General features: G+C 67.8%; 16 protein-coding genes and 2 pseudogenes. 15 read left to right on the top strand and 3 right to left on the bottom strand.

Going from position 1 to position 15062, the window contains the following annotated elements:
* Window positions 1–359 precede the first annotated feature (359 nt).
* Both ACWD10_RS31820 and ACWD10_RS31815 read right to left on the bottom strand, forming a co-directional pair.
* Window positions 360–693 (bottom strand): annotated as a pseudogene (locus ACWD10_RS31820) (alpha/beta fold hydrolase); the annotation flags it as partial.
* Between the two features lie 109 nt (window positions 694–802).
* Complete coding sequence (locus ACWD10_RS31815) at window positions 803–1252, bottom strand: GNAT family N-acetyltransferase (protein ID WP_451097127.1); 450 nt, start codon at window positions 1250–1252, stop codon at window positions 803–805.
* A 437-nt stretch (window positions 1253–1689) separates the two neighbouring features.
* On the opposite strand from ACWD10_RS31815, the pseudogene ACWD10_RS31810 reads away from it, so the two are divergent.
* Window positions 1690–1934 (top strand): annotated as a pseudogene (locus ACWD10_RS31810) (hypothetical protein); the annotation flags it as partial.
* 19 nt (window positions 1935–1953) lie between these two features.
* On the opposite strand, the gene ACWD10_RS31805 reads toward ACWD10_RS31810, so the two are convergent.
* Complete coding sequence (locus tag ACWD10_RS31805) at window positions 1954–2397, bottom strand: MarR family winged helix-turn-helix transcriptional regulator (protein ID WP_451097126.1); 444 nt, start codon at window positions 2395–2397, stop codon at window positions 1954–1956.
* Window positions 2398–2512: 115 nt separating this feature from the next.
* On the opposite strand from ACWD10_RS31805, the gene ACWD10_RS31800 reads away from it, so the two are divergent.
* The 14 genes from ACWD10_RS31800 to ACWD10_RS31735 all read left to right on the top strand — a co-directional run bounded on the left by ACWD10_RS31800 (window position 2513) and on the right by ACWD10_RS31735 (window position 15054).
* The gene (locus tag ACWD10_RS31800) at window positions 2513–3070 is read left to right on the top strand and encodes a quercetin 2,3-dioxygenase (RefSeq protein ID WP_451097125.1); all 558 of its coding nucleotides are present in this window, start codon (window positions 2513–2515) and stop codon (window positions 3068–3070) included.
* A gap of 195 nt (window positions 3071–3265) precedes the next feature.
* Window positions 3266–3478, top strand: a complete 213-nt coding sequence (locus ACWD10_RS31795; protein WP_451097124.1) for a hypothetical protein — start codon at window positions 3266–3268, stop codon at window positions 3476–3478.
* A gap of 285 nt (window positions 3479–3763) precedes the next feature.
* Complete coding sequence (locus ACWD10_RS31790) at window positions 3764–4102, top strand: type VII secretion target (protein ID WP_451097123.1); 339 nt, start codon at window positions 3764–3766, stop codon at window positions 4100–4102.
* A gap of 56 nt (window positions 4103–4158) precedes the next feature.
* A complete protein-coding gene (locus ACWD10_RS31785) occupies window positions 4159–4572 on the top strand; it encodes a hypothetical protein (protein ID WP_451097122.1) in 414 nt (137 codons plus the stop codon).
* Entirely contained in the window at window positions 4572–6149 is a 1578-nt protein-coding gene (locus ACWD10_RS31780; RefSeq protein WP_451097121.1) for a WXG100 family type VII secretion target, read from the top strand. Before ACWD10_RS31785 ends, ACWD10_RS31780 begins: the two co-directional genes overlap by 1 nt.
* A 10-nt stretch (window positions 6150–6159) precedes the next feature.
* Entirely contained in the window at window positions 6160–7011 is an 852-nt protein-coding gene (locus tag ACWD10_RS31775; RefSeq protein WP_451097120.1) for a hypothetical protein, read from the top strand.
* A 91-nt stretch (window positions 7012–7102) separates the two neighbouring features.
* Window positions 7103–7249 (top strand): hypothetical protein, encoded by a 147-nt coding sequence (locus tag ACWD10_RS31770; RefSeq protein ID WP_451097119.1) that lies wholly within the window; start codon window positions 7103–7105, stop codon window positions 7247–7249.
* Between the two features lie 4 nt (window positions 7250–7253).
* Window positions 7254–7757: a hypothetical protein gene (locus ACWD10_RS31765; protein WP_451097118.1), complete on the top strand. Its 504-nt coding sequence runs from the start codon at window positions 7254–7256 to the stop codon at window positions 7755–7757.
* Between the two features lie 324 nt (window positions 7758–8081).
* Window positions 8082–8426, top strand: a complete 345-nt coding sequence (locus ACWD10_RS31760) for a VOC family protein (RefSeq protein ID WP_451097117.1) — start codon at window positions 8082–8084, stop codon at window positions 8424–8426.
* Window positions 8427–9937: 1511 nt separating this feature from the next.
* Window positions 9938–10270, top strand: a complete 333-nt coding sequence (locus ACWD10_RS31755) for a hypothetical protein (protein WP_451097116.1) — start codon at window positions 9938–9940, stop codon at window positions 10268–10270.
* Window positions 10271–10291: 21 nt separating this feature from the next.
* Window positions 10292–10600 (top strand): pore-forming ESAT-6 family protein, encoded by a 309-nt coding sequence (locus tag ACWD10_RS31750; RefSeq protein WP_451097115.1) that lies wholly within the window; start codon window positions 10292–10294, stop codon window positions 10598–10600.
* Window positions 10601–10652: 52 nt separating this feature from the next.
* A complete protein-coding gene (locus tag ACWD10_RS31745) occupies window positions 10653–11165 on the top strand; it encodes a DUF6507 family protein (protein WP_451097114.1) in 513 nt (170 codons plus the stop codon).
* Window positions 11162–14281 (top strand): hypothetical protein, encoded by a 3120-nt coding sequence (locus ACWD10_RS31740; protein WP_451097113.1) that lies wholly within the window; start codon window positions 11162–11164, stop codon window positions 14279–14281. The genes ACWD10_RS31745 and ACWD10_RS31740 overlap by 4 nt, the downstream gene beginning before the upstream one ends.
* Window positions 14278–15054: a hypothetical protein gene (locus ACWD10_RS31735; protein ID WP_451097112.1), complete on the top strand. Its 777-nt coding sequence runs from the start codon at window positions 14278–14280 to the stop codon at window positions 15052–15054. Before ACWD10_RS31740 ends, ACWD10_RS31735 begins: the two co-directional genes overlap by 4 nt.
* Window positions 15055–15062 lie beyond the last annotated feature (8 nt).

The raw sequence follows: 15062 nt of genomic DNA, 5'->3' as shown, positions 1-15062 counted from the left end.
CCGTCGATGCTAGCGAGAGCTCGTTGACCTGGGCGATCAAAACTTCAGTGGCACAAAGTCTCGCTGGTCAATCTTCAGTGGCAGACGGTCAAGGTTCAGTGACACGGGACATCCGTGCCGGGTGTCCTGTGGCATCGAAGGTTGATCGTTGTCACCGAAGTTTGATGGTCAGTACGTTCGTGCCATCGGAGTTCGGGTGAACAGGAACTCGGGGGTGCCGGTGGCAGACCTGACGGATCGGCGCCCGACTACAGGCTTCGTCTTCACCAGTGAGGTCGACCGCCTTACGGCTACCGCATCGTGGACCTCGGCCCTCACCCCAACCCCGCCAAGGCGGCGGACGGCAGGCGACTTCACTGCCTCGACGTCGACCTCGAAGCGAACTCCAGCGAGGCGTATCCGCCGAGCGAGTGTCCGACGACCAGGCCGGCCCGCGGTCGAGCGAGTCCACTGCGGAAGCGATGATCTCCGTCGGGGCGTTCAGGCTCCAGGGTTGAGCACAGCGGGCGCCGTGGCCTGGTAGGTCAACGGCGGCTGCCGGGAAGTCCTCTTGGAGTGCGGTGAGCTGCGGGCTCCACTGCCCTGCGCTGGACGGCGTCCCGTGTACGAAGACGATGGGTGCGGTGCATCCGCTGCCGTCAGGAGTCCCCCCGATCGGCGCTCGCCTCGGACCGACTCTACCGGCGGGTCCATCCTTGGCGCTGAGACGGGGAGGCGCTCGCCGGCGGGCCGCTCAAGCTGGCCAACTGTCGTGCTCAGCCTGCTCTTTGGCCTGCGGCTTTCCTGTCTGCGGCGTCGAGCTTCAGGAGGCCGCCAGCGACTTGTGGAAGTACACGTCTTCGTGGCCGCCGGGGACGCCGGTGATACGGCCGGTCTCGCGGTAGCCCTGTTTGCGGTAGAAGCCGGGGGCCTGGAAGGTGTACGAGGAGACGATCGCGTCGATGCAGCCGCGCCGCGCGCCCTCCTCCTCAGCGGCCCCGAGGATCCTGGCACCCCAGCCCGCGTGCCGCTGGTCCTCGCGCACCCACAGCATCTCGACGGCGCAGAGAGTGCCCCAGGTCCAGCCGGTGAGCCCGCCGATCAGTTCTCCGTCCGTGTCAGTCACCCGGATGGAGAGCTCGGTCGGCCACCCGGCCCCGCTGGCACGGGCGTTGAAGGCGGTGAGCTCGTCGTCGAGCCGCTGCTGCAGTTCGTCGTCCTGGGCGCCGACCTGCAGCGACGCAGTGGGGGCGGGGTGCTGTTCGGTGGTCATGCGACGGAGTGTCGCAGGGTGGCGCGGCCTCGCCGAACGCATTTCAAGTGCCGTACGAGGAAACCGGCCATGGGCGCCGCCCCGGCGAACACGGCTTCCTTGTCGTCCAGCCACTTACCGACCGACCCCTGACGCGCCACCGCACCTGCCCGGCCGGCTGGCCAACTGGAGTGCTCAGCCCGGCCAACTAAGCTGCTCAGCCACATCCGCCACAAGATCGCGAAGCCGGACTGGAGTACTTGAAGTCATCTCGTTTGGTGAGTCTGCGGTAGTAGATCAGGGTGCAGGCGATGCTGGCGAAGGCCAGGAAGTGGTCGGCTTTGCGCTCGTAGCGGCGGTGCAGGCGTCGGTCTCCGGCGAGCCAGGCCCGTGGTGCGCACGGGACACGAGGGCGGCGTCCGGCAGCGGCTGCACGAGGTCCTGCTGGCCGAGCTCAACGCGGCATCGTGCCCGCCATCGCCCGCCGAAGCACCCGGCACGGCACGGGACTTGGCGTCTACCGATGGGTGGTAGAGCGGAGCTGCTCGCCTGGCTGCACGGCTTCCGACGACTCCGGGTCCGGTGGGAACGCCGGGCAGACATCCACGAAGCCTTCGTCAACTGGCCTGCTGCCTCATCATCCACCAGCAACTTCAGCCACCGTGGTCGCCGGGCTGATCGTCGCTGTCTGTCACACCGCTAAGACCGCCGCGGCGGCAACGTCATTCTGAGCCCGGGGAGGGCGGCCGACCCCACGGCGCCTCCAGTGTCGTCCGCAGGGCGTCGACCTTATCCCGGCCGATCCGCTCGGCGAGCTGCACTTCCAACCGTTCGAGGATGAGGCCGGCCTGGCCGTGTGCGGCTTCGCCGTCCGGGGTGCGCCGGATCAGTCGCTGCCGGGCGGAGGCGGGGTCGGGAACTTGTTCGAGCAATCCGGCGGCGACCAGGCCGTGCACGGCCTGGTGCGCGGTCTGCCGGGTGACGCCCATGCGCCGGGCCAGCTCCGAGACCGTGGTGCCCTGGTCGTCCAGTACGGCGAAGAGCTGTGCCTGCGTCGGGGACACCGGCGTGGCACCGCCCGCTTCGAGGGCCGTCAGCAGCCCTTCTTCGAACCAGCGTCGGGCGTCACCGAGTAGCTGGGGGAGGTTGCGGCGAGTGGATTGCATCTGTTCCTCACGATGACAGAGGGCGGGGCCGGGCTGACCTCCTCGTCTTGTTCACCGGCATTTTCTTATGTCAGGCTACCTGACATTCCTGGGGGGAGTCGATCGAGGAGACTGCATGACCATCGAGTACGCCACCCGGTACCGGCGCGCTTCGCGCATACCCGCCGATCCGGGCAAGCCCTACTTCATCGAGAAGGGCGAAGGGGACCGCGCCCACCTGTTCGGCGACCTGGTCACCATCTACGCCGGCGGCGAGCAGACCGAGAACACCTTCAACTTCTTCACCGTCGAAGGTCCCAAGGGCGATCTCATCCCGGCCCACCTGCACCCCGACACCCACGAGGTCTTTTACATAGCCCAGGGCGCTGTGCGGCTGTTCGTCGAGGACACCGAGGGCAACCAGCAGGAAAAGCTGCTCACCCCCGGCGACTTCGGCTTCGTGCCCAAGAACTGCCCGCACGCCTACCGCATGGAGCGCCACCACAGCCAGGTCGTCGGCGTCGCCGCCGGCCCCGGCGGTACCTTCGAGCGGTTCTTCGAAAACCTCGGCGCGCCTGCCGAACACCTCGGCCTGCCACGCGAACCCGTCGTCCCCGAGCCCCACAGGTTCGCCAGCGTCTCCGAGCGGTACGACGTGCGTTTCCTGCCCGACCACCAGTGGCGGACCGGATGACGGCAACCAAGCCCTCGCTGAGGGAGCTGATCGCCGCGCCCCACCCCGACCACGCTTCCCTGCCACCCGCAGCGCCCGGCGCGCCCGGCGTGCGCGAGCTGCGCGGCGTGCCCTACGGAGAAGTCGAGGCCAGCCGCCCGCTGGAACTCGACCTGTGGCTGCCCGACCGACCAGGCAACGTGGCCTGTTCCGCTGGTGCTGTTCGTCCACGGCGGTGCCTGGCGCCGGGGACGGCGCGACGACATGGGCCTGCGCACGCGCCACTGGGCTCCCGGGCCCTTCGCACGCATCGCGGCCGCGGACTTCGCCGTCGCCTGCGCCGCCTACCGGCTCAGCGTGCCGAGCGCCACCAGCGCCAGCGACAGAGCCACGCACACCATCCGTGCACCGGCGCGTGCGCTGTCGTGAGCAGGAACTGGCAGGTCAGCTGAGTGGTGCCGCGAACGGGTAGCGGATCCCACGCGGGGTCGCGGTGCATGAGGTTTGCCGGTCAAGGGGTGCGTAGAGGGACACGGGCCACTCGGACGAGGCAGGCCCGCACACGTGGTGCAGGGAGCACCAGGGATCTCGGATCGAGGCGTGACTGTCATGGTGACGTAACTGGTCGCCGAGCGCGTCTTGGCATGTCACCGGCATTGACTAGCCTCAACAGTCGACCTTGGTGCGCAGGGCGTAGATCGTGGAGGGGGCTGCGTGAGTAGTTCGACGGGGTACGGCGTACGTGCGGGAGAAGTCGGGGACTCCGTAGGCAAGTTGGGTAGAGCGGCCGACGAGCTTGACACGGTCAAATCGATCATGCCGCAGGAGCAGTGCAGCACTCCCATGGCGTTGGGCGGTGAGGAAGCCGCTCCCGCCTTCGACGACTTCACCGAAGCGTGGCAGCGGGAGGCGACGGTCCTGCGGGCCGCGCTGCGGGAGATCTCGCGCAACCTGAACACGACGACGAGCAACTACACGGCGGCGGAGCGCGCCACCGAAGGCGAGCTGCGCCGGGCCGCACCTGCCCAGGCGGGCCTTGCCGACTTCAACTAACAGTAAATTCAAGATGTTTGGGGATCCTGGATGCCCATGGACGCGGGGGATACGGCGTGACCGAAGCGCACAGGGTGAAGTCGGATGACGAACTGGCCCGGCTCGACGTCGCGACGCTGGTGCGATTCGGGCTCAGTGAGGGGAGCCGGATGCGTACGGCCCTCTTTGGCGAGGGCGCCGTGGGCGCGGCCGTGATACTGAGCCACGCGGGGGTGTACCCACGGGCAGTGGCCTTCCTTGCGAAGATCCTGCGAAGCGGCGGCGCCGCTTACGCGGCCGGCCTGGAGGAGCCCGTTCCGGGCGAGTCGGCGGGCAGTACTGTGCGCGAGTGGCTGGAGGCCGGGGCGAGTGTGCGGCGCACGGTCGAGGACGACGAGACGTTGGCGCGCTGGCTGTCGGCGGTCGCGGAGATCATGGTCGTACGCAGGTTCGCGAGCGGTGGAACCGGCGCGCAAGGGGGGCAGGGCTGATGGCGGGCGAGGACACGACCACCCGGCGGGCTGATCTCGTCGACGCGGTACGCGCGATCGAGAACGCGGGCTCGAAGAACGACCTGATCGCGGCGATCGATAAGGCCCTGGGCGTCGCCGCACCCATGGGCGACCCCGACACCATTGAGTCAGCGGCCAAGGCGTACGGCAAGGCCGCGGACCACTGTCGGCACGAGGTCGAGGAGCAGGTCGAACAGGTCGCGAAGAAGGCGCTCCCGCAAGCATGGGACGGTATGGCGAGCGGCTCGGCGCAGCGTGTGGTCGCGGCGGCCGCGCGGACCGCCGAGCAGATCCGCGAGGCGTTCGAGCAAGGGAAGAAGGCCCTTGGCAGCCTGGCTGACGGTGTGCGGGACGCCCAGCGGCAGGACGGGCCGGGCCGCGAAGCGCTGAGCCGGGCGCGGACCATGCTCGGCAGCGAGGACGGCTTCTGGGACGACCTGGTGGAGAAGGACGCCGAAGAGGCGGAGAAGGAGCGGGCCCGCGAGATAGCCCGCACGGGCGCCGAAACCCGGCACGCGGCGGCGGTCCGCGCCGACAACGCGGCGCGCGAGGCGGCCCGCGACCTGAATAAGCTGGCAGCCGAGGCCCGTTCGGGCAAGATCACCGGTAAGGGCCTGAGCGCCGTCGACAAGGTGATGCTGGCCGACACGGCGGTGGTCAAGGAGGACTCCGCCGCCCGCGAGTACAACGAGATCCTCTCCGCCAACGACCTGGAGCGCTCCAGCGACCGGCTCAACAACATGAGCCCGGCCGATCGGGCTGAGTTCCAGCGGATCCTGGACAGGGCAGGCACGCCGGAACGGCAGGCGTACCTCATGAAGGCGCTCGCCGCCGGGCACGACGTGGAGAGCGTCCGCGAATTCAGCGAGAAGATCGAGGGCAAGAACCAGGCGTGGCTGCGTCGGCATTTGGCCCCGGTGGTGACCGACGCGCCGGGTGGGTCCCCTGACTACAGCGAGAAGGACAACAAGTTCCACCGTCAGGAATGGGCCCAGGGCGGCGATGGAAGCGAGGGCACCTGTGTGGCCTCGTCCACCGTCCACGCCCGAGCCATGGTCGATCCGATCTATGCCTTGGAGCTGACCGGTGGGCCCAGCGGCCAGGAGGAGTCGGGCGAGGCGTTCCGAGAGCGGTTGGTGGATGAGCAGCACCGTGTCCATGACGAAGGAGACGGCGGCTACGACGGCTGGTTCGGTACCGGACCGCCCAGTGGGATGGACAACGAGGGTTGGTCCGAAGTGGCCGACAAGGAGCTCAACTCGACCACCGGCGCAAATTATGAGCGCCAGGAGCTGAGCACGGCGAACGACCGCAGGGGCGTACTGCCGGAGATCGAGGAGGCCGTCGCGGAGGGTAGGCCCGTGCCCATCAGGGTGGACGGTGCCGACTCGGCGCATGCCCTCGTGATCGTCGGACAGGAAGGGAACATGTTGCAGGTCCACAACCCATGGGGGCACACGGTCTGGGTCAGCGAGAACGACTTCGTCAACGGCAACATGGGCGTCGCGTCCCACGGGCACCTCCCCGACGCCACGGGCGTCCACCTCCCGAAGTGAGACGCAGCAGATGCCGAAGCTGATGCCGAAGTTGCCCCGTACCAAGAAGGCCCGGTGGGGCGTGAGCGTTGCCGCCGTACTGATCGTCGGCGGCGGGGCCGTCGTGGCCTACGAGGAGTTCGTGAACGACGACAAGGCCTGCTGCGCGCTTCCCCCGCCCCTGTACGACGTTCCCCGCGGGCCCGACGGGGAGATCGACATCGCCTCCCAGTCGGTACGGACTCAGGTGCTCGTCGACCACGACTTCTCCCTCCACGTACGGCCGGGCGGCGACGCCGACGACTGGCGGCTCGTCGACGCCGGGGAGTCGGGGGGTGTGCTGCGCGCCAAGGGGGAGAAGACCGTGAAGGGCACGCACTACTTCACGTTCCGCACGCTGAAGACGGGGAGGGCCCGCGTCGTCCTGAAGGAGGTCGACGGTAACCGCACGATGACGTACCCGGTCGAGGTGAAGGACGGCGATCAGTTGGGTGGCGTTGCGGAGGATCCTGATCCCTACACCGGAGGCCCGGACGAGACCGGGCATGCCCGCAAGACTGACGGAGACTTCGAGGGCACTGTCACCCTGCGCCAGGGCGAGAACATCCATATCGCCAACCGCTACAACAACCAGCCGGGCTACACCTGGGAGCTCGTCAAGGAGCCCGACGCAGCGGTGCTGTGGTGGGACGACAGCTTTGAGTACATCACCGGCGATCCGGCCGCCGTACGCCAGGACTGGTACAGCTTCACGGCCCGAGGCAAAGGCACCACCACGGTCAGGCTGTTCGGCTGCTACCGCTGCGAGGACGGCGTCAGACCCGAGTCTGCCGAGAGCAAGAAATTCTCCGTGACAAAGACGCTCACCGTGCGGGTCCACTGATAGCCGCTAGGCCGGGCGTCCGGTACTCCACGCTCCTCACGGTGTTCACATCCTGGGCTGCACTGCTCTCGCCGTCCGACGAGAGGATGTGTTGCCCGCGTGGCAGGAGCAGGAGCAGGAGCAGGAGCAGGAGCAGGAGCATGGAGCTGAGTTGGGCGGCCGTCGGGTGCACTACTTCGTGTCCGTGTCCGTGTCCGTGTCCGTGCCCGGTGAGCCGAGGGGCGCGGGAGTGCGCTGAGCTCTTGTGGCGTTCGTCTGCCCAAGACGCCGGCGAGTCCGGAGTACAGCTGCTCGCCGGTACGCTCCGGCGCTGCGCCGACGCCTTCGCACCCGACGACTTCGCCACGCGGGCGCTGCTGCACATACAGGAGCCCCAGGCGATGCCACTGCCGCTGTTCGCCACCGTGCAACCCGCATACGGAGAGCGCGAAGAGGCGCTGCGCGCACTGGTCCGAGCGGAGGACCCGGACGCCGTGGAACCCCCGGTCGTTGAAGCGCACCGAGCGGAGTTCGTAGGGCAGGGCCTTCGGGCCTTCCGCTCTGTGCGTCAGGATGACGATCCCGAACTCCTGGCGGGCTTGCGCTATGCCTGGCGCGATGACGAATTCGCCATGGACATCGTGTTGTGGACAGCGACGACCGACATCGGCCAGATCATGCAAGCCACGGACCGTATCGAGCAGCTGACCCAGAAAGTCGCGGTCCGGGTCCGGGGACCCGAGCCAGAGGGACCTGCGGCGCAGTGAGCCACGTCGGGGAGCGGCACACGAGGGCGCTACCCGTGATCCACAACCACGCGCCGCGTAGCGGTTGGCAGTTCCGCGTCTCGTAGCCCGGGACTGCCCCTGCGGTGGCAGTCGTGTCACAGATGTTGGCGGCGGGTCTCTGTCGGGGTGTCAGCACCACCACCTGGGGAGTCCCTGGTGCACCGTCGAGCCTGCGCCGTCTTGAAGTTACTGGTCAGGGTCGTGGTGTGAGAAGGACGTCACAATCCCCTCAACCCGTGCTGCCGTCGTCATGTCGCGGGCCCGATCGTCGTAGTGAGCCGGGGCTGCCATAGGCTCCCGTTCATGCGTGCGCACCTGCATCAGATCGTCGTGGACTGCCGTGAGCCGAAGACCCTGGTCCGTTTCTGGGCACAGCTCCTCGGCGGCGATCCGGTCGACCGTGCCCGCGACTGGTCACACATTGAACTGCCCGGGTTCGTCCGGCTCGCCTTCCAGCCGGTCCCCGAGAGCAAGGCCACGAAGAATCGACTTCACCTCGACATCGCGGTCGACGATATCGAGACCTCTGCCACCGCCGCAGTACGCCTGGGTGCAGTCAAGGTCGGTGAGACAGTCACCGACGACCAGGGGTCCTTCCAAGCCATGCTCGATCCGGAGGGCAACGAGTTCTGCTTCATCAGCTCCTGACTGCGACGGCTCCCTATCGCGTACCGAGTCGCTACTCCGCAGCACTCCGCAGCGTTCCCATGGCCGCACAATGCCCGTGCCTGCTGCCGGTGCATTGAAGGTGGCTGAGCTGCCATTCGTGTGCGGCCAGAATCCTGAGTCGTCCGGATCGCAGCCGCGGCCAGCTCGGGCTCACGGGGAAGGACTGCGCGGAGATCCGGCCCCGCAAGAAGAATGGGCAGTGGCAGATCGACTACATCAACAACGTCGACGCCTCGCGACGCTGCACCATCGGCCACGTGAGCCTGAGCCCCAACCAGTCAGTCGGCGGCAGCATATGGTCCTTCTACAAGCACCAACGCGTCCTCAACGGGGAGAAGTTCTGGCTCAGCGTCCGCTGACCACGACTACGGGGGAGCCGCGCGGCAGCCGCTGGCATGGCCGGTCTTGCTCGACCAGCGGGCACGACCCCAGCCGGACCCACCGGGACCGACACCCCCTGCCAGCCTGCATCCAAGTCCCCGCCCACCTCCGTGGGCTCCGGCCCCCGGTAGAGGGCCGGTGCCTTGCCGACAAGCCCGGTTGGGATGTCTGATTCCGGCACGCCGACACCAGAGACCTCATGCAGCAGGGCCAAGCAAGCAGCCGGGCTGGCTCAGTGTTATCCGCGAAGAGACCCCAGTCCTCGTAGTGCTCACTGCCCCAGTCAAGCTCGTCCACCTCCCGGGCATCGGCGACCTCGAGCACGTCGTCCTCGCTGCAGCCCAGGCGCCGCAGCAGCTCACGCATGGACAGCCCTTCAGCAAGGGTCAGGCAGTGTGTCTCAAATGTGTCGGCAATCCAGGCAGGGACATGACGATCCTGCACGTTCACTCCTCCACATCAGTAACGGCCTCCGCGAACCTAGCCGCGGATCCTCCCCGCAATCACCCCGGACCATCACTGACCAGGACTCGTCCGTTCATCGCCCCGTTCCCTGAGCGATGCGCCGCGGCTCGGCTCGCGGGCAGACCGCCGCGGGGTGACACCCGTGTCGGCTCCGCCACGCGAGCACGTGCCCAAGGTTGCAACTCGCAGGTGCCACCTCACGCGTTCTCCATCGGTCCGGGCTCACAGCCCTGCGCGGCGCAACGAGATGGACTGCGTAAGGTCAACTGACCTTCTTGGGTATTCACCATCTGGCGGCCGTGAGGCGGGCAGGGCGATGCCGGCTTTGACCGCTGTTGTCCGTCCGGGCGGTGCTGCCGGGAGTACCGGGCGCACCATCACCCCGCGCCCCACCACATCAATCGGCCCTGAGGACGCGGAAGCACCCTCGGGGCCGTCCGTGATCAGACCGTCATTGGGCAATTCACCCAGGAGAAAGGGGTGTTGAGAAAGCGCATCGCACACGCGGCATCGTGACGGGGCGGCGTGTGTGACTCTTGGCACGGTCCTGTGACATTGCTGTCGTTGCCGCTGTAAGGCCTCGTTGATAAAAAGGGGGCGGATTGTTAGCGGGGTTTCGAGATCAAGATCGTGGGGGTGCGTTGATGAAGTTCGACATGGGGACGTCGACGCTGTCGGAGTTGGGTCGGCGGACGACGGGGTCGAGTGACGACCTGGGTGCGCTGATCCAGCAGCTGATCGCTGCGGCGGCGCCGCTGGAGGGCAAGTTCAACGGCTCAGGCCGGGCGGTGTTCGACGCGTTCAAGGAGAACGCGGACGACATCACCACGGCGTTGAACGGGTCGCTGAAGGCGATCCTGGGCGGCCAGTCCGGGATGGACACGGCGTTCACGTCGGGTATGCACGAGCAGGTCGACAACGCTCGGCAGAATCTGGGTGCGGCGAATTTCGAGGGCGCTCGCTTCGGCGCGCGCTGACGACAACGGGGGATAGGGATCATGGCGAACACAGACCGCAATTCCTACGACATCAGCGCCTCCACGGAGGTGCAGGGCAACCTTCACGCGATCATCGGCCGCCTTGAGCGGGTCCTGGCGGACCGCGATGCGGCGGTGAAGGCGGCGATGGCCGAGTTCACCGCGGACGGGGTGTCGGAGGAGTATCACGGCAAGGAAGTGCGCTGGGACAAGGCGGCCCACGAGGTCCGCGAGATCATCCGCCTGGTGCGCTCGACGATGGAGCAGAACGACGCCACCGCCCAGTCGACGCTGTCGCGGGCGAAGGCCGCGGTCGACAACATCGGCTGACGGCACGGTCGTTACGGGGTTCTGGGTGTAGTTGGGGGCTTTGGGGGTTCTCGTGTCGCGTTGGGACATTCAGGCCGCCGGTGTGCAGGGCACGCTGTCGGTGACGGGGGATGCGGCCGGGCGGCTGCAAAAGGCCGTGCAGTCCATGGTCGAGGACCTGGCCAGTGCCGGGGCCTCGGCCGGGACGGTGGTGCAGGGCAGCGCCTATACACCGATGACCGGGCCGGTCGCCCCAGGCACGGCGCGGCCGAACATGGCACAGCAGCCCATGGTCGGCCCGGTCGCCCCGGGCCAACAGCGCCCGACCGTGCTGACGGCGCAGCCCGCCCCGACCGGCCCGGTCGCGGCGGCGTTGGCGGCGTACCTGAACGAGCGGAAGAAGAAGCTGGAGTCGATGGCCGCGCGGACGGCGAACGCGATCAACGGGGCAGCCCAGGCGACCAATGCCTACCAGCAGGGCAATCTGCAGATGGCCCAGGACGCCCAGGCCAAGGTCCTCAGGGCCCCGGAGAAGATCGACCTCCCCGGCGGTAACGGTCAGGGCCGGCAGGTGGGTGGCAAGTGAGCGACGACAAGACCCCCCTGGACCCGGAGGAGATCCCCGAGTTCACCGGTGATCTGGGCCAGTTGGAACGCGACGTGTCGGCCGTCTCCGGTGACGGCTCCTTGATCTGGGAGGCCGGCAGCAAGGTCGACAGCTCGTTCCGTGGCCTGTCGGCGTATTACGACGCGCCGGAGGCGGAGCAGCTGTTCGCCACCACGGCCCCGGTCGCGTCGGGCGCGAACGACTTCAACGACGAGCTGGGCACCATCTCCAAGGCCCTGGGCGCGTATGCGAGCGAGATCCGCCCGATCGTGGCGAAGCTCCAGCGGCTCAAGCAGGAGGCCGCCGAGTTCCGCACCAAGATCGCCGGGGATGAGGACTGGCACTACGACGGCGACCTGATCGAGGAGAACAACAACCGCCGCGGCGAGGTGAACGCGGCCTTCGCGGCGTTCCAGGACGCCGAACGCACCTGCGCGAACAAGATTCACGCCCTGTTCGGGGACTTCCGCTACGTCCGTGACAACGGGGACGACAAGCAGGCCAAGAACGAGTACGGCTACAGCGCGGACATGCTGAACAATGCCGGTGGGCTGCCGTGGGGCGACAAGCTGGAGGAGTCGGTCCACTGGTACGAGATCCACCGGCACGTCAAGCAGTTCGTGTGGGACGGCCTGATCGTCGACGGCTTGTGGGGCACCATCAAGGGCCTGGGCGCCCTCGTTGGCCTGAGCGACGAGATCTCCGCCGGAGAGGCGTGGAAGAACCTCGGCAAGGTCGTCACCGGCCTGGCCATCATCGCTACCCCCGGCGCCGCCCTGGCCACCTCGCAGATGGGCCGCGACAACGCCGTGGGCCGGTGGGTGGACGACTCGAAGAAGGCCGTCGTCGAGGCCGGCAAGGCGATGATCTCCTACGACCAGTGGGAGCAGGGCCACGGAGCCCGCGCCGCCGGCGGCGCCGTGTTCAACATCGGCACCGCGGTCCTGTCCGGCGGTGTCGGCGCCGCGGCCAAGGGCGGCGCGATCGCCCGCGGCATCTCCGCGGCCTCCAAGGTCGCCACCGCCATCGACCCGATGGCGTATATCGCCCGCGGCGCCCGTTTCGGCACCATCAAGATCAGCGACGCCCTCACCAACCTCCGCGGCATCGACGCCACCCCGCACGTCAACGTCAACGTCCCCGACGCCGGCACCTACCACCTCGCCGACCAACCCCTCACCCAGGCCGACCTGCCCGCCAACTCCGGCCTGCGCCCCGACAACACCCTCGCCTACACCCACCCCGACGGCCACACCGTCTACCTCAACACCGAGACCAACGTCGTCCACCGCGCCGACGGCACGCCCCTGGAAAGCCCCCAGGACATCAAGGCCGAGGGCACGGCGCAGCAGCGCGGCGCCGAGCACGTCCCGGCGACGCAGCAGGAACCGGCCCTCTCCGGCGTCGGCGGCCGCTCCACCGACGCCACCGCACGCCTCGGTGACGACGCCATTCAACCGCGAGGCAGCCACGAGGCCCCCGACTCCGGCGGCCACACTGCCGGGCCCGGCTGGGGCGATCACGGCCCGGGCGGCAACCTGGACCAGCACGCCACTTCCGGCGGTGAGCACGCCACCACCAGTCACGGAGGCGAAGGCGCGGCGGCGGGAGGCGATACGGGTGGCGTCCCGCCCACCGGCGGCGACGGCCTGCCCGGCTCGGGTGGTCTGCCCGAGGAGCCCCCGAAGGGCAACCTGCCCGACGGCTCCTGGGCGGGTGAGAACGGTCTGCGACTGGACGTCGACGCCAACGCCTCCGCGGATGAGTTCATGCGGAAATCCGCGGAGGCCGAGCCGCGTATCACCGGGGCGATGCAGGAGATCGCCCACAGCGTGGACAACGGCAAGTTGAATGGTCTTGAGTTCCGGCTCAAGGGCGAGGACTCGCTCAAGCGCAAGCTGGCCACCGACATGCTCGAGGACATCAATGTCACGCCCACGGGAGCGCTGGGCGACATCAAGGACTCGATCCGCTACACCGTCGAGGTTCCGGCCCGCGATTACACCCATGGCGTGCAGCAAGCGGTCAACGACCTCCAAGCGCGCGGGTTCGAGAATGTCACGTTCAAGAACACCTGGGATTCGGCGGGCTACAAGGGAATCAACTCGACGTGGCGCGACCCGGTTTCGGGCCAGGTCTTCGAGGTGCAGTTCCATACGCCCGAGAGCTTCACGGCCAAGATGGACGGCCATGCCCTCTACGAGAAGGAGCGCCTCCCGGGGGTCTCCCCCGAAGAGCTGGCCGCCATCAAGGCCCAGCAGAAGGACCTGTTCGGCCAGGTACCCGTGCCCCACGACGCGGGTGCCATCCACCTTGCCGGTCACGGCGCGGACGACGTCGCATCCGCGCTCGGGAAGGACGCTGATTCGGTGTCCGACGGCCTCGGCGCGATGGGCGACGACGTCGGGGACACCGGCGGCGAAGCGGTGCGGGCGGGCGACGACCCAACGGACGGTGTGACGCCCGGCGAACCCGGCTCACGGGCTGCCGGTGCGGGCTGGGTCACGGAGCCGTCGGAACGTGCAGGCAGGATTTACGAAGAGATCCGGGCCACTCCGAACAAGGCCGACCTCCCCGAAATCTCGCGGAACACTGGTGTCGACGAAGCAGTGCTCCGGCAGGTGAAGAGCCACCTGTTCCGCTCGCAGCACGATGTTCCTCTCGGCCCGGGTGAGGTAAAGCGAGGGCTCTTCGAGCCGCGAGATGACATCGCCGACCTTTGGCAGGGGGCACACAAGGGGTCTCTGTCCCCGGACGAGGTGCGGCAGTTCAAGCACCTCCTGGCCCATGAGTACATTGAGAGCCGTCTGATGAAGGCGGGCCTCCCGTACGCCTACGACCATCCTCACCTCTATTCACCCGTGCATGACAACGGCGTTTTCAAGGGCTACCAGCGCGACTTCCCCCAGGACGTGCGGGATGCCGGCGCGCACGAACTGTCACCGAACGACACGGCAGGCGGCTTCAAGCACTGGGAGCGACGGCTTGGCCTGAAGCCACCTGCCCTGGAGCTGGCAAACGATTTGTCCAACCTCGACGACATGGTGAAGGCTGTCGTTCAGGAGCTGCGATCGAAAGGGCTGGATCTCAAGTGACCGACGAGCCGTCGCGCGCGGTACTGGAGCGACTGCGCTCCGTCCACTGGGATGACTGGGATGAGGCGTTCGACCACCCGCATTCACGCGCCTTGCTGATGCGCGAGTACATGCGTCGCGCCGCGCTCTGGGCCCAGGCATACGGCGCCGAGGATGTCTGGCCGTTCTTCGACATCGCGGAGTACGTCGACCCCACGGTTCAGCTGGATGCTGATGTCGCCGCCGAGTTGGAGCAATTCCTCAGCAGCGGCATCGGTCGGAATTCCGTGAAACGGACGTGTCAGGGTGCCGTGCGCTGGGCAGCGCTGCGCTCTACGGCAAAGGTTGACCTCCCCGACCTCCCCGATCCTTATGAGCCGCTGCTGCTGATGTACGAGCGTGGTGGCGGATTCTCCATCGGGGAGTTCATCGACCTCAATGGCGTCTCGCTGCCGTTCTGGAGCCTGGAAGCCAGCGTCACGGCCACTCCGTTCCTCACCCTCGCCCGGACGACGCTCGACGCGCTGGACGGGGAAGGGGCGATCACGTACTACGCGAAGATCAGCGAGGGGTATCCGCGCGGCAACCCGCGGGGCGTCGTCCGTCGCCGCCTCGTCGGCAGGGACGAGGAGGTCTTCGACGAGGCATTCACCCGCAATCTTCGCTGGGAGCCGACGGAGTACCTCAGGCTCTATGAGCTCGGACACAACGAGATCGATCACGTGGAAATCTCCGCAACGGAGGCGGCCGCGTTCATCGAGGCGGCAACGGAGAGACTCAGCGCTGGCCAGTGATCGAATTG

The sequence above is a fragment of the Streptomyces sp. NPDC002851 genome, assembly GCF_053591935.1.
The sequence above is the reverse complement of the archived record's forward strand: the minus strand, read 5'-3'. Positions and strand labels throughout refer to the sequence as shown.

Excerpts from the sequence above, each read along its gene's own strand:
- ACWD10_RS31815 (WP_451097127.1), bottom strand. The coding sequence starts at position 1,252 with ATGACCACCGAACAGCACCCCGCCCCCACTGCGTCGCTGCAGGTCGGC.
- ACWD10_RS31805 (WP_451097126.1), bottom strand. The coding sequence starts at position 2,397 with ATGCAATCCACTCGCCGCAACCTCCCCCAGCTACTCGGTGACGCCCGA.
- ACWD10_RS31800 (WP_451097125.1), top strand. The coding sequence starts at position 2,513 with ATGACCATCGAGTACGCCACCCGGTACCGGCGCGCTTCGCGCATACCC.
- ACWD10_RS31780 (WP_451097121.1), top strand. The coding sequence starts at position 4,572 with ATGGCGGGCGAGGACACGACCACCCGGCGGGCTGATCTCGTCGACGCG.
- ACWD10_RS31775 (WP_451097120.1), top strand. The coding sequence starts at position 6,160 with ATGCCGAAGCTGATGCCGAAGTTGCCCCGTACCAAGAAGGCCCGGTGG.
- ACWD10_RS31760 (WP_451097117.1), top strand. The coding sequence starts at position 8,082 with ATGCGTGCGCACCTGCATCAGATCGTCGTGGACTGCCGTGAGCCGAAG.
- ACWD10_RS31755 (WP_451097116.1), top strand. The coding sequence starts at position 9,938 with ATGAAGTTCGACATGGGGACGTCGACGCTGTCGGAGTTGGGTCGGCGG.
- ACWD10_RS31750 (WP_451097115.1), top strand. The coding sequence starts at position 10,292 with ATGGCGAACACAGACCGCAATTCCTACGACATCAGCGCCTCCACGGAG.